16 protein-coding genes are annotated in these 22,380 nt (G+C 62.0%); 11 read left to right on the forward strand and 5 right to left on the reverse strand.

The features are described from left to right. Positions 1-74 precede the first annotated feature (74 nt). The gene (locus HMI59_RS07340) at positions 75-497 is read right to left on the reverse strand and encodes an Rv3235 family protein (protein ID WP_193593237.1); all 423 of its coding nucleotides are present in this window, start codon (positions 495-497) and stop codon (positions 75-77) included. A gap of 140 nt (positions 498-637) precedes the next feature. Beyond that, positions 638-1,354, reverse strand: coding sequence for a LysM peptidoglycan-binding domain-containing protein (locus HMI59_RS07345; RefSeq protein ID WP_193593238.1), 717 nt, complete (start codon positions 1,352-1,354; stop codon positions 638-640). A 134-nt stretch (positions 1,355-1,488) separates the two neighbouring features. Between HMI59_RS07345 and HMI59_RS07350 the strand changes: the two genes are divergently transcribed. Continuing rightward, positions 1,489-2,055: a hypothetical protein gene (locus tag HMI59_RS07350; protein WP_193593239.1), complete on the forward strand. Its 567-nt coding sequence runs from the start codon at positions 1,489-1,491 to the stop codon at positions 2,053-2,055. A 23-nt stretch (positions 2,056-2,078) separates the two neighbouring features. On the opposite strand, the gene HMI59_RS07355 is transcribed toward HMI59_RS07350, so the two are convergent. Next, a complete protein-coding gene (locus HMI59_RS07355; protein WP_193593240.1) occupies positions 2,079-2,294 on the reverse strand; it encodes a helix-turn-helix domain-containing protein in 216 nt (71 codons plus the stop codon). 151 nt (positions 2,295-2,445) lie between these two features. On the opposite strand from HMI59_RS07355, the gene HMI59_RS07360 reads away from it, so the two are divergent. From HMI59_RS07360 to HMI59_RS07375, 4 genes are read left to right on the forward strand one after another with little or no spacing between them, the layout of a single operon-like run. Further along, positions 2,446-3,090 carry a hypothetical protein gene (locus tag HMI59_RS07360; RefSeq protein WP_166183806.1) on the forward strand — a complete coding sequence of 215 codons (645 nt, stop codon included), beginning with the start codon at positions 2,446-2,448 and terminating at the stop codon, positions 3,088-3,090. After that, positions 3,087-4,385, forward strand: a complete 1,299-nt coding sequence (locus tag HMI59_RS07365; protein ID WP_193593241.1) for a P-loop NTPase — start codon at positions 3,087-3,089, stop codon at positions 4,383-4,385. Before HMI59_RS07360 ends, HMI59_RS07365 begins: the two co-directional genes overlap by 4 nt. Before the next feature lie 57 nt (positions 4,386-4,442). Beyond that, the gene (locus HMI59_RS07370; RefSeq protein WP_193593242.1) at positions 4,443-9,299 is read left to right on the forward strand and encodes an NAD-glutamate dehydrogenase; all 4,857 of its coding nucleotides are present in this window, start codon (positions 4,443-4,445) and stop codon (positions 9,297-9,299) included. Between the two features lie 30 nt (positions 9,300-9,329). Further along, a complete protein-coding gene (locus tag HMI59_RS07375) occupies positions 9,330-10,799 on the forward strand; it encodes a sensor histidine kinase (RefSeq protein ID WP_193593243.1) in 1,470 nt (489 codons plus the stop codon). A 116-nt stretch (positions 10,800-10,915) separates the two neighbouring features. Here the strand turns inward: HMI59_RS07375 and HMI59_RS07380 are convergent, their stop codons facing one another. After that, positions 10,916-11,164 (reverse strand): WhiB family transcriptional regulator, encoded by a 249-nt coding sequence (locus HMI59_RS07380; RefSeq protein WP_003804966.1) that lies wholly within the window; start codon positions 11,162-11,164, stop codon positions 10,916-10,918. A 237-nt stretch (positions 11,165-11,401) separates the two neighbouring features. On the opposite strand from HMI59_RS07380, the gene HMI59_RS07385 reads away from it, so the two are divergent. After that, entirely contained in the window at positions 11,402-11,911 is a 510-nt protein-coding gene (locus HMI59_RS07385) for a hypothetical protein (RefSeq protein WP_193593244.1), read from the forward strand. Between the two features lie 21 nt (positions 11,912-11,932). Here HMI59_RS07385 and HMI59_RS07390 read toward each other — a convergent pair whose 3' ends face one another. Further along, on the reverse strand, positions 11,933-16,132 hold the full coding sequence (locus HMI59_RS07390) for an FtsK/SpoIIIE domain-containing protein (protein ID WP_193593245.1): 4,200 nt from the start codon (positions 16,130-16,132) through the stop codon (positions 11,933-11,935). 177 nt (positions 16,133-16,309) lie between these two features. Between HMI59_RS07390 and HMI59_RS07395 the strand changes: the two genes are divergently transcribed. The 5 genes from HMI59_RS07395 (at position 16,310) to HMI59_RS07415 (ending at position 22,378) form a co-directional block, all read left to right on the forward strand. Further along, positions 16,310-16,927, forward strand: coding sequence for an acyltransferase (locus HMI59_RS07395; protein ID WP_062099255.1), 618 nt, complete (start codon positions 16,310-16,312; stop codon positions 16,925-16,927). Then, on the forward strand, positions 16,924-18,015 hold the full coding sequence (locus tag HMI59_RS07400; RefSeq protein WP_166183320.1) for a DegT/DnrJ/EryC1/StrS aminotransferase family protein: 1,092 nt from the start codon (positions 16,924-16,926) through the stop codon (positions 18,013-18,015). The genes HMI59_RS07395 and HMI59_RS07400 overlap by 4 nt, the downstream gene beginning before the upstream one ends. Continuing rightward, complete coding sequence (locus HMI59_RS07405) at positions 18,015-19,001, forward strand: Gfo/Idh/MocA family protein (RefSeq protein WP_021471883.1); 987 nt, start codon at positions 18,015-18,017, stop codon at positions 18,999-19,001. Before HMI59_RS07400 ends, HMI59_RS07405 begins: the two co-directional genes overlap by 1 nt. Positions 19,002-19,184: 183 nt before the next feature. Then, the gene (glf, locus tag HMI59_RS07410; RefSeq protein WP_021471884.1) at positions 19,185-20,369 is read left to right on the forward strand and encodes a UDP-galactopyranose mutase; all 1,185 of its coding nucleotides are present in this window, start codon (positions 19,185-19,187) and stop codon (positions 20,367-20,369) included. Next, complete coding sequence (locus HMI59_RS07415) at positions 20,366-22,378, forward strand: glycosyltransferase (RefSeq protein WP_021471885.1); 2,013 nt, start codon at positions 20,366-20,368, stop codon at positions 22,376-22,378. The genes glf and HMI59_RS07415 overlap by 4 nt, the downstream gene beginning before the upstream one ends. Positions 22,379-22,380: the final 2 nt, after the last annotated feature.

The following is a 22,380-nucleotide window of genomic DNA, read 5'->3' on the forward strand; positions in this document are numbered from 1 at the left end:
CGTTCGAATCGTGAGAGTCCGGGATCGTTCAATGCGAGCGATCCCGGACTTCTTCTTGCCTGATGGCGAGCGTTTCATCCAATCTCGAGCGCGGTCACCTGCCACACATCGTCCATCAGTTCCAGCCGGATTGCCAAAGCCCGGCAGCGGTGCTCTTCCGCCACCACGACTGAGGCCTCACAGATGGTGTCGGAAATGCTGCACACACGTACCGAGCGCACCATGGGGCTGAGGTGGATGCGTTGTGATGCGCGCGATTTCGCGGCGTGTTCACGGGTCAGGGCAGCTCTGTGTTGAAGCGAAAAATAGCAGTCATCAGACAAGGAAACTGCCAACTGTTGTATAGGACGCGTTCCGGCAAGCACCTCCACGACTGCCTGGGCTATGCTGCGGGCAACTAACCGGACATCGATACTGTTGCCGCCGGAGCCGCGGACCGGAAGCCTGCGTTTCGGTTTTGGCCTGGCGCCCAGTCGTTGGGTAGTGCTTACGCTCATGGTCCATCCTCAGAGAGTTGCTTGAGGGAGCCGGGCATGGGGTTTGCCTGGCTCCAGTGCTATCTGGGATGACCCTGAAAGGGGTGAAATTGGATCTAAATGCCCCTGAGTGGGCTGATTTGCTGGAGTGGGACGAATGGTCAGGTTCGCGGCGGAGGTTTCAGGACCTGTCCGGGATGGAGAACCGCAGGGTCCTCGCCGATCGTTGTTTTGTTGGCCGCGTACCACTTGGGCCACTCGAGGGCGATATCGAGATCACTGGCGAATGGTCCTGACCTGCTGGCCGCGATGGACCATAGGGTGTCGCCCGGCATGACAACAACGCCTTCATCGTCCGAAGCTCGTGGCGTTGCCACGCGTGCAGAAGACCGACTGAGTAAACCCGGGTCGATAATTGGAGCCTTGGGCTTCCACCCGGGTGTCACGTTCAGGCCTGTCTTCGTCCAAGCGGCATCGGGTGACTGTGCTGTGCACGTGCTTCTCCACCCCGGATCGGGAACAGAAGCGGCGAAGGCCGCGGTGCCTCCTAGAAGATTCACGCTCAGAACGGCTGCTCCGATGCGAATCATGAAAGCAGGGGTGGCTATGGAGGCGACTCGCGCGGCAGTACTTTGTCCGGTTCGTTTCAAGACATTCGCCATGAGGCCGAGAACAAAGGAAAGTAACCACCAGGACACGACGGCCAGACCCGCGAGGTTCGCGCCGAGGCCGAAGAGCTGGTCAAACGTCAGTGCGTCAATCGGCACCGCTTTTATACGTGGCCAAGGGCCGCCGACAACCACCAAAAGGCAACCGATGAACAAGATGGCAATGGCCAACGCGGCGTCGTTCCGAAGTGGTCTTAGTTCCTGGCTCATCGGACTCGTGCTCCCCACAGCAGTTTGATGTCATTTGATGCAATTAGTTCAGTTTGAACTTCCTTGATGCAATGTGTCCAATTGTTACGCGCCGTGGTGTTGCTGCTTGTTTCTTCAGAGCCTAGCCTGAGCAGATGAGATGGGACTCTCTTTTCGGTGACATGGAGGCGCAATTTTTTGCTGACCGCACGTTGGCGCGGGAAGCGGAGGTTGCCGAACGTGCCCGCGTGGAGGTCGCGCAGTTCGAACTCGCCGACAGGCTCCGCGGCGCCCTCGGGCGCGAAGTCTCGATCACGCTAAACAATGGCAGCAAGGAAGCCGGTTCGTTGGGGCGGGTCGGGGCGGACTGGTTGGTGCTCAACACTGCCACCCGTCAGTGGCTCATTCCGTTGCAGTCCGTGAGCTATTTCGAGAATCTTGGCAGGCTGGCCCGGAAGCCTGTGAATGGGCCTGCTTTGGTATTTCCCTTGGCCAGTGCCCTTCGGGGCCTCGCCCGCGAAAGACTGAGTGTTGAGGTCCATGTGGCGGCAGGCGCTGCGGGGCGTGTGCTCAGCGGAGTCATCGACAGGGTGGGCAAGGACTTCCTGGAGATCGCTGTCACGGGAGGAGAGGCGCGCCGTGCCACCGCCGTGACTGCTGTAGCTACCGTGGCCTTTAGGTCTCTGCTCGGGGTGCGCTCTGCTTCGCGACGCGAGTATTAGAGGAAGGTGGACCACTGCCGCTTTCAGGCAGATTTGGACCTGGATTTCTCGATCGTCCGGCTCGCCTCGGCATAGCGCTCTTCGATGTACTGCTCCAACATCTTTTCTTCGATCCGCCACTGGCCGCGGCCGCCTACCTGTATGGCCTTGAGTTCTCCGCTCCTAACGAGCGCGTAGGCCTGGGGGGAGTTGATCTGGAGTTGTTCGGCAACGTCGGCCAAGGTCAAGAAACGGGGCATGGGACCATTTTGCCATCGAAATGCAGGCTTTGGTGCGGTTATCCACAGTTTCATGCTTTTCATGGCTCTTCGGTTGGGCTTGGTGCTGAAATCCCCGGACAATGAGGTGGCGGAACAGCCGCATGTCACAACTGACGGGGGAGCATGAATGATGGAGCAGGGGTCACCTACCGGAACGGCGCGATTGAAAGCCCCTTCATGGAAGGACCCCAGGCTCCTCATCGGGATTCTGTTGGTCTTGCTGTCCGTGTCAGGAGTCGTGGCCGTTATCGGCTCCGCTGACAAAACCAACAAGCTGTACGCGGCTAAGGAGCCAATCGCTGTGGGCCAGTCCATAAGTGCCGATGACCTCGAAGCGGTTGATGTGCGTTTGGGAGATGTGGAGGCGTTCTACCTAACGGTTTCGGCCGGCCTTGCAGAAGGCGACGTGGCGCTTCAGCGGATCGAAAAGCATCAGTTGGTGCCTCGTCAGAGCCTCGGGCGGGCCGATGCCTTGGACCGCAAACCCGTGGCCATCCCTGTGGACACAGCCTTGCCGGACCAAGTAGTTCCCGGGGCCAGGGTGGACGTCTGGGTTTCGAAACCGGACTCTGCACGCAGCTTCGATAGGCCGGTCCTGTTGCTCCCCGGGGCGGAAGTGACCGCGGTTACGCCCGGTTCCAGTGCTTTGGGGGCGTCCAAGTCAACAGTTCTCCTGGTCCTTGTGACGGATCAACAGATGCCCGAGCTGCTGGGCGCGCAGGCTAACGGCGCAAAGGTATCCGCGGTCTGGAACCCTTCAGGCGTTCGGCAATGAGCATTCCGGTAGTCACCTTCGGCCCCGACCAACAGTTCGTGGTGGGTGGGCTTGAGCGATTGCACGGTCCGGTCACCGTCGTTCGGCGCTGCACGGAACTGACGGAGCTGCTCGCAGCATGCGAAAGTGGCTTGGCCATGGCCGCCGTCATTTCGGCCGACACCTCGGACCTCTCGTCCAGCCTCGTGGAGAGATTGGACGCCGTGGGTGTCTCCGTTGTCGTGCTGACAGATGACGCTGAGGAAATGCTCCGACTGGAAGCGATCGGCGTGCTGCCGGAGCGGGCGGACATAGCCGCCGCCGACCTTGCCGACCGCATTTCCCGTGCGGTTGACCGGCAGAGGGAGAGCCCCCGTGCTGCTGCAGGAACGGCTTTCGCCGGGCTCTTCCCGGATGCGGAGGTGCAGCTGCCTGCAGCTGAGGTGGTCCGGGAGGGCGCAGGGCGGGTCATCGCAGTGTGGGGACCGGTGGGAGCGCCAGGGAGGACCACGGTTGCGGTCAATGTCGCTGCCGAACTGGCTGCCCGGGGGAGCTCAGTCATTCTTGCGGATGCGGACAGCTATGGTGCCAGTGCATCAGCCATGCTGGGTCTGCTTGATGAATCTGCTGGGCTTGCCCAAGCATGCCGCTTGGCAGACCAGGGTGTCCTTGACGTCGCTGGACTCACCCGCATAGCGGAGGAGGTGAATGTGCGGGCTAACAGCTTCCGTCTCCTTGGGGGCATTACCCGCGCTGATCGATGGACCGAACTCCGGCCTTCTGCCCTGTCAGCCGTAGTGGAGCGGGCCAAGCAGCTTGCGGACGTTGTGGTGGTGGATGTCGGGTTTTGCCTGGAGGCTGACGAGGAATTGAGCTTTGACTCCATGACCCCGCGCAGGAACGGAGCCGCATTGAAAATCATGGAACTCGCAGACGAGGTCATTGCAGTCGGAGCGGCGGATGCCGTGGGCATCCCGAGGCTCGTCCGAGGACTTGGGGAGCTGAAGGACGCCGCTGAACAGGCCACCATTCGGGTGGTCCTCAACAAGGTCAGGCAAACTTCGGTAGGGCGGGGACCAAGGCAACAACTGCTGCAAGCCTGGGAACGGTTCGGGCCGGGCATGGCCATTTCCGCTTACCTGCCCTCAGACCCTGCTGCCTGCGATGCGGCGCTCTTGTCGGGAACGGTGCTCCTGGAGTCCGCCCCCGACTCCGCACTCCGTAAAGCCATTGCGGAGCTGTCCTGTGCAGATATCCAGCAAAACCGAGAATCCGCTGGACGAAATACCAGAGCCCTTGGGTTCCTTAAGCGCTAGGCTCATTTTGTGGGCTGCAGAGTCGCAGCAATCAACAGGTGATGGAGGCGTTTGTAGATGTCGTCAGGGTCCAGTGTGGAGGATCGGTCCGATGCAGCAGTTGTCCGCGAAGGTTTCTTCGGTGACTACTACGAGCACCTCGCAGAGGAGGATTCCCGAGGCTACTCTCCTGAGGTCCTGATTGCCCGGGCCAACAAGCACAAGGAGCTGGCGTCCTCCCGCCTGCCAGGAAATGCAGTAGTAGAAGTCGTTGGGGAGGCGGATCGAAGCGTCGTCTACATTGTCACGGACGATATGCCTTTCCTCGTCGACTCGGTCAACGCTGAACTGGTGCGGCAGAACTGCGCCATCCGCCTGGTCATGCACCCCCTGTTCGTGGCTACCCGCAACCGTGTAACCGGGGATCTGGCCAGCGTTTCGCGCGTCCCCTCCAACGTCGGAATCTCAAGCGGCGACACCGCAGCATTGCCCAGCGTGGCGCACCTGCTGGGGAACGGCGACAACGCCTCGCACATGGAATCCTGGATCGCCGTCGAAATTGACCGCGTGAATGACGACGCGCGGAAAGAGCTGGTCGAGGGCCTGCAGCGCGTCTTGGGGGACGTCCGCGCCGCCGTCGAGGACTGGCCGAAGATGCGGAGCAAAGCCTTGGAACTTGCCGAGGCTTTGGGCACCGTTTCGCACCCGGAGCAAATTGCCGAACTCCGCCAGGCCCAAGACCTCCTGCGATGGTTGGACAAGGGCAACTTCACGTTCCTCGGATACCGGGAGTACGACCTCATCAATGAGGACGGCGAGGATGTCCTGGAGCTTCGCGAGGACAGCGGCCTGGGCTTGCTGCGTGCAGGCGACAATACCCGGCAAATCCAACACCTTACCGACGCCGGTCGTAAGCGTGCGCGGGAGAAGCGGGCGCTGGTCATCACCAAAGCCAACTCCCGATCGACCGTTCACCGTCCGGCATACCTTGACTACATTGGCGTGAAGAGCTTCGACGCCGCCGGCAACGTCAACGGCGAGCGCCGCTTCATTGGCCTTTTTGCCACGAGTGCGTACACAGGATCCGTTCGGAACATTCCTATCGTCCGGGACAAGGTGGATGCAGTGCTCCGCAACGCGGGGTTCCCCATTGACTCCCATTCGGGCAAGGACCTCCTGGGCATCCTGGAGACCTACCCGCGCGACGAACTCTTCCAGATCGAGGTTCCCGACCTTGCTGCCACAGCGACGGGAATCCAGCGGCTGCAGGAACGCCGCAGGACCAAGCTCTTCCTGCGCCCCGACATCTACGGCAGATTCATGTCTGCCGTGGTGTACCTGCCGCGCGACCGCTACACCACCAGCGTCCGCCTCAGGATCGAGCAGGAGCTGCGGGAAACCTTCCAGGCCGAAAGCATTGACTACGAGGCAAGGATCACCGAGTCGGCCCTAGCCCGTGTGTTCTTCCGGATCCGGCTACCCCGAACAGCCGAATTGGCAGAAGTGAACGTTGCGGAGCTGGAACACCGGTTGATGCGCGCCTCCCGCTCATGGAGCGAAGGCATAGCCGAAGTCCTCCGCGAGAACCGGCCCGCAGAAGAAGCGGACGTACTGTCAGGGTTGTGGGCCGAAGCTTTCCCTGCCGGCTACCGCGTGGACTACGAGGTGGAGGACGCCCTCGAGGACATCGAACGCTTCGAGAAGTACGGCGCCCAGGCGGAACGCAACGGGGAAACCAACGCGAACCTGCGTCCGGGTGTCCATGTCTACCTTCCGGAGGGGGCAGGAGAGTCCCTTGAAGAAGACGCACGCGTCAAGCTGTACCTCATGGAGCCTAAGAGCCTCAGCCAGATCCTTCCTTACTTCCACAACCTGGGCTTGGAAGTGCTCGATGAACGGCCCTTCGAAATCGAAACCGCCGACCACCGCGACTTCTTCCTCTATGACCTTGGCCTGAAGTACCCCACAGGTATTGATCCTCTCGCCACGGGCAACCTCTTGGCTGATTCCTTCGGCGCCGCGGTGACAGGTGCAGTCGAGTCCGACGACTTTGACCGCTTGGTGCTCCGGGAAGGGATGCACTGGCGCCAGGTCACGGTGCTTCGCGCGTATGCCAAATACATGCGCCAAATGGGCAACACGAACTCGTTCGGGTTCATTGCCGACACCTTGTTGTCCAACCCTGAAGTCGCCCGCGGACTGACTGTACTCTTTGCTGCACGGTTCGATCCCGAAGTTTCAGAAGACGAACGCGAGGAACGCCAGGCTGCCGCCCGCGCCGCCCTCGCCGAAGCAATCGAAGACGTTGCGACGCTGGATGCTGACCGTGTCCTGCGGACCTTCGTCAACCTGATCGAGTCGACGCTTCGCACCAATTACTTCCAGAACAAGGGCTACCTCAGCTTCAAACTTGATCCGACGAGCATCGAGGGATTGCCCTTCCCGCGGCCGATGTACGAAATCTGGGTTTACTCGCCACGGGTCGAAGGTGTCCACCTCCGCTTTGGCAAGGTGGCGCGTGGCGGCCTCCGCTGGTCCGACCGCCGGGAAGATTTCCGAACGGAGATCCTCGGTCTCGTCAAAGCCCAGACCGTAAAGAACGCCGTCATCGTGCCCACGGGTGCGAAGGGAGGATTCTTCGCCAAGAAGCTTCCGAATCCCACCGTGGACCGCGCCGCGTGGATGGCAGAAGGCATCGAAAGCTACAAGACCTTCATCCGTGGGCTGTTGGACATCACCGACAACCTCGTCACCTCGCCTGAAGGCGAAAAGCTTGTTCCGCCGTCGGACGTTGTCCGGCACGACGGCGACGACTCCTACCTGGTGGTCGCTGCGGACAAGGGAACCGCGACGTTTTCCGACACCGCCAACGGGCTGGCGGCAGAGTATGGTTTCTGGCTGGGTGACGCCTTCGCTTCCGGAGGCTCGGTTGGATATGACCACAAAGCCATGGGCATCACCGCCCGCGGCGCCTGGGAGTCCGTCAAGCGGCACTTCAGCGAACTGGACCTGGACACGCAGACCGAAGAGTTCACGGTGGTGGGTGTCGGGGATATGTCGGGCGATGTTTTCGGCAACGGCATGCTCCTTTCCCGGCACATCCGCTTGGTGGCTGCCTTCGACCACCGGCACATCTTCCTTGACCCGACGCCGGATGCGGCGGCCTCCTTCGCCGAGCGGCAGCGCCTGTTCGAATTGCCCAGGTCATCGTGGGACGATTACGACCGCGCGCTCATCAGCGAAGGCGGCGGTGTCTTCCCGAGGCAGGCGAAAACGATTCCTGTCTCCGAGCAGGTCCGCCAGTCACTCGGACTGCCCGACGGAACAACCCAGCTGAGCCCGCCCGAGCTGCTCCGCGCCATCCTGTTGGCACCGGCGGATCTGCTGTACAACGGCGGCATCGGCACCTACATCAAGGCGAGCACGGAGACCAACGCGTCCGTAGGGGACAAGGCAAACGATGCCATCCGCGTCGACGGACGGGACCTGCGGGTCAAGGTCGTCGGTGAAGGCGGAAACCTTGGCCTGACGCAGCGTGGCCGCATCGAGGCCGCCTTGCAAGGCGTCATTCTCAATACGGACGCAATCGACAATTCCGCCGGCGTTGACTGCTCCGACCACGAAGTAAACATCAAGATCTTCGTCGACCGGATGGTGTCCGCCGGGAAGTTGGAGGAGTCCGAACGCTCCCGGTTCCTTGCGGACATGACCGAAGAAGTAGGGCGGCTCGTCCTGCAGGACAACATCGACCAAAACATCCTGTTGCTGAACGACCGCACGCGGGTGGCGGAGTGGAGCCCCAGTTACGAACGGCTTATGGACTGGCTGGAGAAGTCGGCCGACCTCAAGCGGGATCTTGAGGCGCTTCCCTCAACGGACACGCTGAGGCAGCGTCTCGACCAGGGACAGGGACTGACTTCTCCCGAGCTTTCGGTCCTTGCTGCTTACGCAAAGATCGAGCTGGCATCCGCGCTGCGTGAGAGCGACCTTTCAGAAGATCCTTGGTTCAAGGACACCATCCGCCAGTACTTCCCCAAGCAACTGCGCGAGCGTTTCGATGCGGAACTGGATACCCATCCTTTGCGTCGGGAAATCATCGCGACTGTGGTGGCAAACGACATCATCAACCTCGGGGGCATCACGTTTGCCTTCCGTGCCATTGAGGAGACGTCCGCCAACGAGGCCGCCGTCGCCAAAGCGTTCGTTGCCCTTCGGGAAATCTATGAGCTCGATTCGATGGTGGACGAGCTGAACGCGTTGCCGGCATCCTTCCCCACGGAGCATTGGAGCGAGATCCACCTGGACATCCGCAGGCTCCTTGACCGGGCCGTTCGCTGGGTGCTGGGGCAAGGTATCGCATCCCAACCGATCGCCGACGTCGTGGATTCCTTCAAGCCGATGATGGTGCCGCTGCGTGCCCGGCTCCTGGACTACCTTCGTGGAGACGACAAGGTCCGCGTGGCCGAGTGGTTGGAGAAGGCCCTGTCCTGGGACCTCCCGGACCACCTGGCACACCGTTGGGCGGAACTGTTCGAGAGCTACGCCCTCCTGGATATCTCCCGTATAGCCACCTCGCGCAGCGCCGACGTCGAGGACGTGGCCAATGTCTACTACACGGTGTTCAACCGGTTCCATGTAGACGCCCTGCTGGAGCGCATCAGCGCCTTGCCCCGGGATGACCGCTGGCAGGCACTGGCGCGGGCTGCGTTGCGGGATGATCTCTATTCCACAGTTGCGGACATGACGACGTCGGTGCTTGAGTCGACGGAAAAGGGCGCCTCAGCGGAGGACCGCCTGAAGGCCTGGGAAGGGCAGAATGCTGAACAACTCGGGCGGGCGAAGACCATGTTCGACGAAGTGAACGCACTCGAGGCCGATGACATGGCCTCACTGTCGGTAGCATTAAGGCTCTTGAGGTCAATCGTCCGACGCTAGCTGTCAGCCGGCGTCGAAAATGGAGGTGCAGTGGCAATCTTTACGGACCCCATCAGGGAACACGCTGATTTCGGGCCTGGAGATGCCGAATGGCTGCACCTCCTGGTCGGTGACTGGCAAATGGTCGCCGACTTGGCATTCGCGGACCTCGCACTGTGGTTTCCGCATCCGGAGCTGGGCTACATTGCCCTCGCCCACGTCCGTCCTTCGACATCGCATACGGTGTTCCATGCGGACTTCGTGGGTGAGGGCATCCGCTCGGATCTGAGGCCCCTCGTTGAGAAGGCCTGGAACAGCCGCTCGATCGAACGCTCAAGCGAAACCAGCTGGAGCAGCGAGATGGCATTGCGAGTCGAAGCGGTTCCCATGGTCAGGAACGGCAGGACACTTGCTGTGGTTACGTCGCACATGGACCTGTCCAGTTCCAGGATGCCTTCCAGGCTTGAGCTGACGTATCGTCAGTGCGCCTACGACCTCCTGAGGATGGGAACCCTGGGTCTTTGGCCGGATTTCGCATCGCCCACCGGGTCACGGCGTGGCGCGCCGCGTGTGGGCGACGGACTCATCCGACTCGACGCGGACGGAGTGGTCCAGTACGCAAGCCCGAACGGAGTCTCCGCCTTCCGTCGTCTCGGAGAAGTGGAGTCCCTGGAGGGAAGGTCGCTGGCCGAGGTCACGGCAGGGCTGCTCAAGGACCGCCGGATGGTGGACGAGACGCTCCCGCTGGTAGTAACCGGCCGGATGCCTTGGCGGAGTGAGATCGAATCCCGGGGCGTCAGCCTGTCCCTCCGGGCTATCCCTTTGCGGGATGAACAGCATCGCTTTGGTGCCCTGGTCCTGTGCCGGGACGTCTCGGAATTGAGGCGGCGCGAGATGGAACTCGTCACCAAGGATGCCACCATTCGGGAGATCCATCACCGCGTCAAGAACAACCTCCAGACTGTTGCTGCCCTCCTGCGGATGCAGTCCCGGCGGATGGTCAGTGATGAGGCGAAGCAGGGACTTGAGCAAGCCATGAGGCGCGTAGCCACGATTGCGCTTGTCCACGAGACCTTGTCGCAGGGACTGACCCAGAGTGTCGACTTCGACGAACTGATTGGCAGGCAGTTCCGGCTTTCAGCCGAGGTCGCTTCGCCATCGCAACATGTCCGCACGGAGCGTTCAGGCATGTTCGGGGAGCTTCCGAGCGATTTTGCGACGCCGCTGGCGCTGGTGATCAACGAATTGGTCACCAACGCCGTGGAGCACGGGCTGGAGGGCCGAACCGGTACCGTGTGGCTCTTGGCCGACCGCACTCCCGGCGAAGGCAACGATGAGTTCTTGACGGTGACCGTCGCCGACGACGGTGTTGGACTTCCCGAAGGGCAATACACGGAAGGGCTGGGTTTGCAGATTGTTCGGACACTCGTCACGAGCGAGCTTGGCGGCACTATCCAGTGGAGCCCGCGGGACGGCGGCGGTACCGCCGTCGAGATCGTGTTGAATCTGGCCAGGGGATAACTGACACCGTTTTCCCGAAAGCACTGATTCCCCGCGGTGGTGGGCAAGAGCGGATCAAAAAGGCTCAGGCCGCGGACCATTCGGTCCGCGGCCTGAGCCTTACGTATTTCCTGTGCTTATGAGGCGCGGCGGGCGCGGGCGGCGCGTCGCTTGAGCGCGCGGCGCTCGTCTTCGCTCATGCCTCCCCAGACGCCGGCGTCCTGGCCGGACTCCAAGGCCCACTGCAGACACGTGTCCACCACGGGGCACCTGCGGCAAACGCTCTTTGCTTCCTCAATTTGGAGAAGTGCAGGTCCCGTGTTGCCGACTGGGAAGAAGAGCTCCGGGTCCTTGTCGAGGCAGGCTGCGCGATTACGCCAATCCATGCTGATCAGTCACTCCATTCGTGAGAACTAGGGGGCCCCTTGTGAAAACATTCACGAGAGGCTTCAAAGGAAAGGGGCCCGCATGGGCCCCCTTGGTCGTCTGAGTCAAGCGTTTCATGTTAACGCCTTGTAAACAAGGGGTATTCGTCGTTGAAATGCCCGGAATCCGTGAGCGATGCATCACACCAGCCGCCAGTGCCCTCACTGCTAAACGACTATCTCGGGTAGTGTGCCAGTGTGTCAAGACCTCCCGCTAACCCCGCCCAGCCGTCCCCTGACAGCAATGGAAACGAGGACCGGTCAGCTGCGGCTCCCGTAGGCCGTCCCGCTGATGGTTCCCTGCCGAAGACCAAGCGTCCTCCGGGAATCAAGGTGATTTCCGTTGTTGTACTGCTGGAAGCTGTTGCGTTGCTGACTGCAGCTGCGTGGTACGCGTTCGAGTTGCTGACGGGAGCGCCGGTGCTCACCTTCTGGGGAGCAGTGTTCACTTTGGGTCTGCTGCTGGCCTTCTCAGCATGGCTCTTTGCGGTGGGTCATTTCTTGTTCCGCGGCTACCGTTGGACGAGGGCCGCTGCCTTGGTGGCGCAGTTGTTCGTCCTGACCATTGGGTTTCCCACGGCGACCAGCGGCTTGATCCTGCCGGGACTTGCCATGATTCTGCCTGCCCTTGCTGCCATCCTCTTCCTGTTTCAGCCAAACGTTATTTCGTTCGCGTCCCGGACAGGTGGCACCGAAGGCGCCCTCTAGCCAGTGTTCCGGCCCCTAGGGTCAAGCCCGCCCCTCGAAGCGCCCGCCGGCGTAGGCCGCTTGAAAGGGTATTTGGCTGGCCCCCTGGATGAGGATGCCGCGGCCGGCAGGGGGAGCAGATGACTCAACGTTCAGCCGTACTCCGAAAACATCGCCATCCAAGGGTGTGCGGGGACTGAGGACAAGGCCCGACCTGGTGGCTTGCACAACCTCGGCGAACGGAAGACGGTGCAGGAGCGTTGGGGAAGTGGTAGCTGTCATGACAATCGCGCCTACTGAACCCGCCAAGCCGGCCAAAGACTGGCGCGCTTGGGGGTTCAAGGTGTCGGCGTTGTCCACCAGCAACACGGTGTCCTTATCCAATGCTCCAAGCGACGCCGCTTCCGCCAGGTCGGTCCAGAATGCGCCGTCTCCGACGTTCTCTTCCGGGGAGATCCACGGCACAGCGGAGTTGACCGACATGAGTGTTCGTAATAATGAGGTCTTACCGGAGCCCGGCCCGCCAAGGACCAAGGTAATGCCCCCGCGGCGGAGGGGAATAGCCAGTGGCGCGGCGTCGTCACCGCCCACGCCAAACCATGCTGCCGACACCGCGTCACCGCAGGTAGGCGCCTGCTCCGGTAATTCCTTAGTCCCAAGGAAGGCAGGAAGAGGCTGGAGGCGCAGAGGGGCAGGGGAGTCTGCAGCCAAGGGGCCGTATGGCCAGACCTTTCCGCCAGGTGTGTTTCGGAACTGGGCGACGGCACTCTTCCCCTGAACGAAGCTGCCCAGAGCCACCGCGCGTCCCGGGAGGGGATCGACGGGTGGAAGCTTCGGCCAGTGGAAAGTGGATTCTTCGGTGGCGCCGGCCGGAAAGAAAGCACGGTTCGGGATGGTCGCAAAAAACCGCGAACTGACGAGTTCGCGTTCACCGCAAATCAATACCGTCACGCCCAGAGGCGTTCCGTCCCGGACGATGTCGCGTAAGACGTCTTCTGCCCAGGCGTAAGGGCTGTTTCTGATGGCAGAGACCCACGTGCACCATCCAGAGATGATGAGCAGGATTCCCTGGCTCGCAACGGGCCCGTCGCTTGAGCTGCGCCGGTCCGCCATGAAGCTCTTTATCCGCTCAAGGACCCGTACAGCGAACGCCAATTGGTGCAGGTGTGCCACCGCGCCGTACCGGTCGGATTCCGGCAGTCCCTGGAACGTGCCAGTGGCGTCGAGGATGTAGCTGTGGACTGAGGGGTCCGTAGTGACGATCCGTGCCGAGACGGCCCTGAATGCTTCAGGCATGCCGCTGCCCGTACTGCCGATCATCGCGAAGTGCCCATGCACTGACGGCGTCCACGACAACAGCTCAACTGCCTGGGACTCGGGACGGTCGACCAGGCCAAGACCGATGCCATGGCCGGTGCCGTGCCCACCGTGAACATCCTTGGGGGCAGTGGTCACGCCGTCACAGGTAGCGGGCCCCGGGTCCCACGGAATCTCCGCCGGCAGGGGCGGGGCAATGATTCGGCGGGGAGCGCTGCCAGCGCCCATGGTGGTTGCCGCCGCTTGAATCATTGCCACAAACGCCGGCAGACCCTGCTCCGCCAATCTGCCGCGGGGTGCCCGTTGCGGGGTGTTTCGGCCGACTCCCGGATTGTCCGACCCCGAGGCAGCTTCCTCCCAGGCATCCGAATCATCGCCGTCCCGGGTGTCAGGGCCATCGAGAGCGGGCTGCACGCATGTCCCATCCAAGTGACCGCGATGTGCAACCAGAACGGATGCGGATTGGAATTCTTCCGGCGCACCAAAGGCCCTGGCCAGGAACGCCCGACCCGGGAGGCGCACAGGGATCCCGGCAGCGACCCCTGTCTTGATGATGTCTGTTGACTCGGCCTCTGATTGCACCCGCAGGGCAATGCTTGTGGTTACGTTGGCGCGGATGTCGGCCGTCAGTGCCCCTTGGGGGCGCTGCGTGGCCATGACCAGGTGGAGGCCCAAGGAACGGCCGACGGCTGCTATCCGCATCAGCTCCCGGAGGGCTGCGGGCTCTTCATCCACCAGCATCCGGAACTCGTCTATGACCAGTACCAAACGGGGGATCGGTCCACCGGATCCCGAAGCGGGAGGGCGGTAGTCTTTAATATCGGCAACGCCCCCGGCGTGGAATGCTTCTTCGCGGTACCGGATTTCACTGCGCAGCGATTCCAGGACGCGCTTCATGCCCTGACCGCCAAGGTCGGTGACCAACCCGGCGCAATGCGGCAGGCGTTCCAGCGGCCCCAGGCCGGATCCTCCTTTGAAGTCAATGAAGAGGAACACCAATTCCTGGGGTGGGTAATTCATTGCCAGTGAAAGCGACAGGGTCCGCAAGAGTTCGGACTTGCCGGCGCCAGTGGTCCCGGCTACCAGCAAATGGGGACCGTCCATAAGGAAGTCGAAGGCCACCGGACCGTGGCCGTCCTTACCCAGAACGGCTTTCAATGTGCCGGACCCGCTGTTTTTGTGCCATCTCGAGGCAAGGCTGCGTGGACCCCTTGGGACGATCTCCTCCAAGGAACACTCATCCGGCAGCAGGTGCGGGCCGCCCTCGGCTGATGTGGCTTGTCGCGCGGATAACGCCCGGCAGAAGCGGTCAAAGACCGGCTCGGGTACCAGGTCGGGAATGAATCTTTGCCGCGCGCCGGGAGAACCCAGTGTGGCCGATATTCCGGACGGATCCATGTCGATTGTCCACGCACTGGAACCGGCGGGGTGGGCTCTTTCGTGTCTGACCACCTGCCAGTCCGCTCGAACGGCCGCCTCCACCAATGCTTCCACCCCGGAGGAACCGGCGGGAGGGGCGTTGAACACGAAGAGCCTTCCCGGCAGCCTGCCACTGCAGGCATGCAAGCCCGCCAGTGCAGCTTCAGAAGTGGCCGCCACAAGGCAGTCCTTCAGGAACCGGGCAGCAAGAGGCACGTTCGCGCCGCTGCCCAGGATGATCACGGGGACACCAACGGCTGCGGGATACGCGGCAAGCTGCATAAGCATCAAGCGGACCAGACCAGCGAAGTGGAGGGGGTCGCCGGTAACCGGAATCTGCCCCGCGGAAGGAGGCAGAGTCAGGGGAACGCCTGCCAAAGTGGGAGGGCGGAACTGAGGGTCCTCTGGAAGCAGCCGGATGTTGGCCGGAACCGAGGCCAAACCAAGGCGCAGCCAGATACCGGATGTTCTTGGACCGCCGGAACCTGGTTTCGCAACGCGGGCCAGGGCACGGCCTTCACTGTCAGCAGGGGCCGCGGCGCCACAAGCGGAATCGCCGGGACCAGCAGCAGAGGCCGGGGGCCGGGGCGTCTCCAGGAGTATCGCCGTCGCAATCCCGGCAGCGGATGGCGACGAACGATTCCGACGTTTTATGTCCTCACTTACGGCTTGGCCGAGGGCGCGGCGAAACTCGCGGCGGGCTTGTCTTCCGGAGAATGCCGCCACTGACAGGCTGACGGCCGAGATCGCGGTGAAACCCAGGAACATCCATGATCCTGTAGCCAAGGCAAGTCCGACGCCGAGGAGCAAAGGCAGAAGGCCAGTGACAAGGCCCGCCCATCGGTTGCCGCCGCCCGTGGGCCGGTGAACCTCCAATGGCTGGTGCACTGAACAGCCGGCCTCCGTACCGGGCAGTGGCACCGGTGCTTTTGAGGCGAGCAGGGAGAATATCGAATTTCCGCATTGGATGGTTGATGACGTGTTGACGGGGCCGAGGTTCGTGGGTTTCCCGTCGATCATGAGCGATGGTTCCGGGGTGGCCGGGCGGCGATTCGGCTCCGGGGAACGATTCGCCGGCAGGCGGGTCAGCGTCAAGTCCGCAAAAGAGACGTCCAGTGCTGCATGTTCGCGGGAAATGTCAGGGTCGGGGACTGAAATGTGGGCCGTGCCGCGGCCTATGAGGTTCCGTCCGCGGAGAACGGGATACATTGCCCCTGCCGCCGGGCCGGAATGCGCCACGAGAAGCATGGCCGGCGGGCTGGCCTGTGCATGACCGCCCTGACCTCCGTCCACAAGGACCGAACCGTTCACCAATGGAGGGACACCAACTACCAAGGTCCTCAAGTCTTCCCCGGCAACATGGATCCTGCCGGTTCCGTGGGTATCGGCGAGCAGCGCCGCCAGCTTCCTTCCCGGCGTCCCCTCCGGAAGGTGGATCGTGAGTTCCTTGGGCGGCCCGTGCGTGGCAGCCAGGGGACCCCGGGCCAAAGTGCACTGCAAGGGCATTGGCCGATCCTTTCGTAGTCCGGAGCAGGTTCGCCTGCTCGTCCCGACGCTACGCGGACAGCCGGCAGGCCACTACGGACGACATCTGCTATGTGGAAAACGAACGGCGGCACCGGCGGAGCTACCTTGATACGAACGCTGTGTACGTCTCCGCTAAGATGAAACTCGTTGTCCCGTGTGCTCAATGAGGAAGGACCTTCACCGGTGATAGTGGTTGCAGAGACCGCCGATGTTTCAGACGAGGCGGTAATTGGTGATGGATCCAAGATCTGGCATCTGGCCCAAGTCCGCGAGAAGGCCGAACTCGGTGCCAACTGCATCGTTGGGCGCGGCGCCTACATTGGTACCGGAGTAAAGATGGGGGATAACTGCAAGGTCCAGAACTATGCGCTGGTTTACGAGCCGGCTGAGCTGGAAGCGGGTGTCTTCATAGGCCCGGCAGTGGTGCTCACCAATGACACCTTTCCGCGCGCAGTCAGCCCGGACGGAAGCCTGAAAAGTGCCCATGACTGGGAACCCGTTGGAGTCACCATCCGTGAGGGTGCCTCCATCGGTGCGCGCGCCGTATGCGTGGCTCCGGTAACCATTGGGCGCTGGGCTACCGTCGCGGCCGGGGCAGTGGTGGCCAAGGATGTCCCCGACTTCGCCCTGATGGTAGGTGTTCCTGCCAGGCGGCGCGGATGGGTTGGCAAGGCCGGCTTCCCGTTGGAACGCCGCGGTGAAAACTGGGTCTGCCCCGAGACCGGCGCCACGTATGTTGAACAGAACGAAACCCTTCGAGAGGTAGAGGCATGAGCCCCGAATTCATTCCCCCGGCCAAACCGATCATCGGTGACGATGAGGCCAAAGCCGTGCAGGCGGTGCTGGCCTCCGGGCAGCTGGCCCAGGGCTCCGAAGTTGCATCCTTCGAGCAGGAGTTTTCCCAGGTTCTCTTGGACGGGCGGGCGGCCGTAGCGGTCAACTCCGGAACTTCCGGCCTGCACTTGGGACTCCTGGCTGCGGGAATTGGTCCCGGTGACGAGGTAATTGTTCCCTCGTTCACGTTTGCGGCCACCGCCAACTCCGTCGCCCTGACCGGAGCTACTCCGGTTTTCGCGGACGTTGACCCTGACTACTACACCCTGGACGCAGCCTCCGTTGAGTCCAAGATCACCGATCGCACGGCGGCAATCATGCCCGTGCACCTCTACGGCCACCCGTTCAACGTTGATGCCATTGGGGCAGTCGCCGAAAAGCATGGAGTAAAGGTATTCGAGGACGCCGCCCAAGCTCACGGGGCATCGGTGAACGGCCGTAAGGTAGGCACCTTCGGTGACTTCGCCATGTTCAGCCTTTACCCCACCAAGAACATGACCTCCGGGGAAGGCGGCATGGTCAGCACAGGCCTGGCCGACGTCGAACGTCGCCTTCGCCTTCTGCGGAACCAGGGCATGGAACGCCAGTATGAAAACGAGCTGGTGGGCTTCAACTGCCGTATGACCAACATCCACGCAGCGATCGGCCGTGTCCAGCTGACCAAGGTTGACGGCTGGACCAAGACCCGGCAGGACAACGCAGCCTTCTTCGACGCCAATATTGAAGGCGTCACCACGCCGAAGGTCGCCGAGGGATACGAGCACGTCTACCACCAGTACACCATCCGGATTGCCGATGACCGCGACGGTTTCGCCAAGGCCCTTCGCGAGGAGTACCAGGTTGGTTGCGGTGTGTACTACCCCATTCCCAACCACCGCCTTGCGCCGTTCCAGACTTCGGACGACCTCCCGGTCACGGAAGAGGCCGCGTCCCACGTGCTCTCGATCCCCGTGCATCCCTCCCTGAGCCAGGATGACCTGGAACGCATCGTTGCTGCCGTCAACGCTGTGGCGAAGGCAGGCAGCTAGTGGCTAATCTTCGCGCAGGCCTCATTGGCTTGGGCATGATGGGCCGCCATCATGCCCGGGTTATCCGCGAGCTCGAAGGCGTCGACCTCGTCGCGGTGGCAGATTCATATGGCGATCCGCACAACGTAGCCGACGGCTTGACAGTCCATGGCTCGGTCGAGGAACTCATTGCGCAGGGGATCGACATGGCAGTTGCCGCCGTCCCCACGATTTTGCATGAGGAAGTTGCCCTGCAGCTGGCTGAGGCCGGAGTCCACTGCCTCGTCGAGAAGCCGATTGCCAATGACTCGGCGTCCGGACGCAGAATTGCTGAAGCGTTCGAGTCCAAGGGCCTCATCGGTGCCGTTGGTCACATCGAACGCTTCAACCCGTCTTTGCAGAGCCTCCGCGAGCGGCTTGAGAACGGCGACCTGGGCGAGGTTTACCAGATCAGCACGCGCCGGCAGGGACCGTTCCCGGCTCGTATTGCGGATGTTGGCGTCGTGAAGGACCTTGCCACCCACGACATCGACCTCACGGCTTGGCTGGCACAGAGCAACTTCGTCAACGTCGTGGCGCACACAACTTCCCGAAGCGGCCGTGACCATGAAGACATGGTGACTGCGATCGGCCACCTCAAGAGCGGAGTGGTCACCAACCACATCGTGAACTGGCTCTCGCCCATGAAGGAGCGCACCACCGTTGTCCTCGGTGAGCGGGGTGCTTTCATTGCCGATACGATCTCGGCAGACCTGACGTTCGTGGAGAACGGCACGTTCCAGACCGACTGGGATTCCATCGCCGCCTTCCGCGGCGTATCGGAAGGTTCGTCCACGCGCTTTGCGCTGGCCAAGCGCGAGCCGCTGAAGATGGAGCATGAAGCATTCCGGGACGCTGTTCTGGGCAAGTCCCTGAACATCGTGACCATGGCCGAGGGTCTTGAAACCCTTCGCGTCGCGGAGGCCGTTTTGGACTCCGCAAAGTCGGGTACCGTCGTCGCGCTTTAGCGATTATCCCGGGTGCGGGTTGTGGGGGAGGCTGGCTGTTGCCGGTCTCCCTTTCCCGTTCCGGCACTGCGCCCGTGAGCGGCCGGCAGGGCCGCGGATACGGGGAACCCGCGGCTCGTCGGGTAGCCTTGACCAGTAGACGTGGGCACTTCTGTGCCCGCACGCCAATACACAGGAGAGTTTGTGAACGCTGATCTCGTCGTCGTCGGCTCGGGTTTCTTTGGCCTGACCATTGCAGAACGCGCCGCTACCGAGTTGGGGCTGAAGGTCGCGGTTCTTGATCGCCGCCACCATATTGGAGGAAACGCCTACAGCGAGAACGAAGCCAAGACAGGAATTGAGGTCCACCGCTACGGGGCGCACCTCTTCCACACGTCGAATGAGCGCGTTTGGAACTACGTGAACCAGTTCACCAAGTTCACGAAATACCAGCACAAGGTCTACACCAGCCACAAGGGCGAGGTGTACCCCATGCCGATCAACCTCGGCACGATCAACCAGTTCTTCCGCTCGGCGATGAGCCCGGCCGAGGCCAGGGACCTGATCACGGAACAGGCCGGCGAACTCGCAGGCACCGATCCGCAGAACTTGAACGACAAGGGAATCCAGTTGATTGGACGCCCGCTCTATGAGGCGTTCATCAAGCACTACACGGGCAAGCAGTGGCAGACGGATCCGAAGGACCTGCCGGCTGAAATCATTTCCCGGCTGCCCGTGCGCTACAACTACGACAACCGGTACTTCAACGACGCCTACGAGGGCCTTCCCGTGGATGGCTACACGGCGTGGATCGAACGAATGGCGGACCACCCGAATATCGAGGTCATCCTGAATACGGACTTCTTCGATGACGGAGAGTTCGGCCGCTCGTCCGTGCTGGGACAGGTACCGGTCATCTACACCGGCCCCGTGGACCGTTACTTCGACTATGCCGAAGGTGATCTTTCCTGGCGCACTATCGACCTCGAAGAAGAAGTCCTCCCGATTGAGGACTTCCAGGGTTGTGCCGTCATGAACTACCCCGACGCCGATGTTCCCTACACCCGCATCCACGAGTTCCGTCACTTCCACCCGGAGCGTGACTACACCAAGGACGCCACCGTCATCATGCGCGAGTTCTCCCGGTTTGCGGAGAAGGGCGACGAGCCGTACTACCCGGTAAACACTTCCGATGACCGCAGCAAACTGCTGGCCTACCGCGACTTGGCGCGCGGCGAGAAGTCAGTGCTGTTCGGCGGCCGCCTGGGCACGTACAAGTATCTGGACATGCACATGGCCATCGGCTCGGCCCTGTCCATGTTCGACAACAAGATCAAGCCGCACTTCAGCGGCGGCGCAAAGTTGGAAAGCGGTGGAGTGGACGCATGACCGCCACGACGAACGAAAGCCAGGAGACGAACATGACGGCGACGCAAGCCGAGGCTGAAGCAGCACCCCGGGAGAGCGATCTTCGCATCGTCCAGCGGGTGGTTTTTCCTGCTAACCGCGACCTCGATACCTTGCCGCTGTACGTGGACCCGGATACCAATAAGATCCGGAAGCAGGAGGAAAACGGTGCAGCCGTCGTGCAGGCCGTGGGCATGGCCCGCAAACTGCACCCGGAAGACATCCTGGACCGCGGCTCAGTTCAGGTCCGCAGGGGCGAGCGACTCTCCTTCGGCTCCTACTTCAATGCCTTCCCGGCCAGCTACTGGCGCAAGTGGACCATAGCCACCAAAACCGTGCTCCACATTGAGACCGAAGGCGAAGGCACAGTCATCGTCTACCGTTCCAACGCCAGGGGTGCTGCCCAGCGCGTTGATTCGATCCTGGTGGAGGGCAACGCGTCGAACGACTTTGAGTTGACCCTCGCACCGTTCGGTGACGGTGGCTGGTACTGGTTCGACCTGATTGCCGGCGGCGACGGGATGACACTCAAGAAAGCCCACTGGGCCGTTGCTTCCGAAGGCCGGCCGCAGGGTAAGGTCACGCTCGGCGTGACTACCTTCAACCGTGCCGATTACTGCTTGGAAACCATCAAGGCGATTGACGCCGATTCGGGCTTGCGCGGGATCCTCGCTGAGCTGATCATCGTGGACCAGGGCAACAAGAAGGTTGCCGACGAGGATGGCTTCGACTCCGTGGCAGCCTCGATGGGTGACCAGTTGCGCATCATCAACCAAGGCAACTTGGGCGGTTCCGGCGGCTTTGCCCGCAACATGTACGAGATGCTCGTCTCGGACAAGAGCGATTACGTCATGCTCCTCGACGATGACATTGAACTGGAAACCGAAGGCGTCATGCGCGCGGTCGCCTTCGCGGACCTTTGCCGCAAGCCCACGATTGTGGGCGGCCACATGTTCGACATGTACAACAAGTCCGTCCTGCACGCGTACGCCGAGGTAGTGAACTTCTACAGGTTCCTCTGGGGACCTGTGGAAGGCCTGGGCAACCATGATTTCTCGGCTGAAGGGCTCCGCTCGACGCCGCTCCTGCACCGCAGGTGGGACGCGGACTACAACGGCTGGTGGATGTGCCTCATCCCCAAGGCGGTCGTGGAGAAGATCGGCCTCTCGCTGCCGGTATTCATCAAGTGGGACGACGCCGAATATTCGCTGCGTGCCCGTGCCGCTGGATACCCCACCGTCACGCTTCCCGGTGCTGCCGTGTGGCACGTCTCCTGGGCAGACAAGGACGACTCCGTTGACTGGCAGGCCTACTACCACGAGCGGAACCGATTGATCGCCGCACTGCTGCACTCTCCTTTCCCCAAGGGTGGAAGGATCTTCCGGGAAAGCCTGAACACAGACATCAAGCATCTTGTGTCCATGCAGTACTACCCCGAGCAGGCCCGCCTCATGGCCCTGCGCGATGTTCTTGAGGGCCCGTCCAAACTGCATGAGCAGTTGCCCACCACCATGCCCAAGCTCAGGACGATGCGTGAAGACTTCGTCGACTCGCAGGTCAAGACCGATCCCGGTGCATTCCCGGAGGTCTTCAGGAAGCGCCCGCCCAAGAAACCCCAGACGTACAAGCAGCCCGGTGCCCTTGGCCTCCTTCCATGGGCTGTAAAGACTGTCCTGAAGCAGACCATTGCACCGGTGCGTGAATCGGCACACAGCAATCCTGAGGCACATGTCGCACACCAGGACGGCAAATGGTGGAGCCTGGCGCACCTGGACAGCGCAGTGGTCTCAAACGCCGATGGAACAGGCGCATCCTGGTACCGGCGCGATCCGAAGCTCGTTCGCAAGATGCTTGCCGAAACGGCACAGTTGCACGCGCAGCTCTTCTCCAATTGGGAAACGCTTCGTGCCCAGTACCGCGACGCCTTGCCGGAGATCACCTCCATGGATTCCTGGCGTGAAACATTTGAAGCTTCGGAGCCCAAACAGTAGCA

Origin of the sequence: Paenarthrobacter sp. YJN-5, from assembly GCF_015040095.1 — a bacterium.
In the GTDB taxonomy this organism is placed as follows: domain Bacteria; phylum Actinomycetota; class Actinomycetes; order Actinomycetales; family Micrococcaceae; genus Arthrobacter; species Arthrobacter ureafaciens.

What these genes read in the sequence shown, in the direction of transcription:
- HMI59_RS07400 (WP_166183320.1), top strand. Translation starts at nt 16,924, where the DNA reads ATGAGCCCCGAATTCATTCCCCCGGCCAAACCGATCATCGGTGACGAT.
- HMI59_RS07415 (WP_021471885.1), top strand. Translation starts at nt 20,366, where the DNA reads ATGACCGCCACGACGAACGAAAGCCAGGAGACGAACATGACGGCGACG.
- HMI59_RS07355 (WP_193593240.1), bottom strand. Translation starts at nt 2,294, where the DNA reads ATGCCCCGTTTCTTGACCTTGGCCGACGTTGCCGAACAACTCCAGATC.
- HMI59_RS07390 (WP_193593245.1), bottom strand. Translation starts at nt 16,132, where the DNA reads ATGCCCTTGCAGTGCACTTTGGCCCGGGGTCCCCTGGCTGCCACGCAC.
- HMI59_RS07360 (WP_166183806.1), top strand. Translation starts at nt 2,446, where the DNA reads ATGGAGCAGGGGTCACCTACCGGAACGGCGCGATTGAAAGCCCCTTCA.
- HMI59_RS07380 (WP_003804966.1), bottom strand. Translation starts at nt 11,164, where the DNA reads ATGGATTGGCGTAATCGCGCAGCCTGCCTCGACAAGGACCCGGAGCTC.
- HMI59_RS07345 (WP_193593238.1), bottom strand. Translation starts at nt 1,354, where the DNA reads ATGAGCCAGGAACTAAGACCACTTCGGAACGACGCCGCGTTGGCCATT.
- HMI59_RS07370 (WP_193593242.1), top strand. Translation starts at nt 4,443, where the DNA reads ATGTCGTCAGGGTCCAGTGTGGAGGATCGGTCCGATGCAGCAGTTGTC.
- HMI59_RS07350 (WP_193593239.1), top strand. Translation starts at nt 1,489, where the DNA reads ATGAGATGGGACTCTCTTTTCGGTGACATGGAGGCGCAATTTTTTGCT.
- HMI59_RS07365 (WP_193593241.1), top strand. Translation starts at nt 3,087, where the DNA reads ATGAGCATTCCGGTAGTCACCTTCGGCCCCGACCAACAGTTCGTGGTG.
- HMI59_RS07340 (WP_193593237.1), bottom strand. Translation starts at nt 497, where the DNA reads ATGAGCGTAAGCACTACCCAACGACTGGGCGCCAGGCCAAAACCGAAA.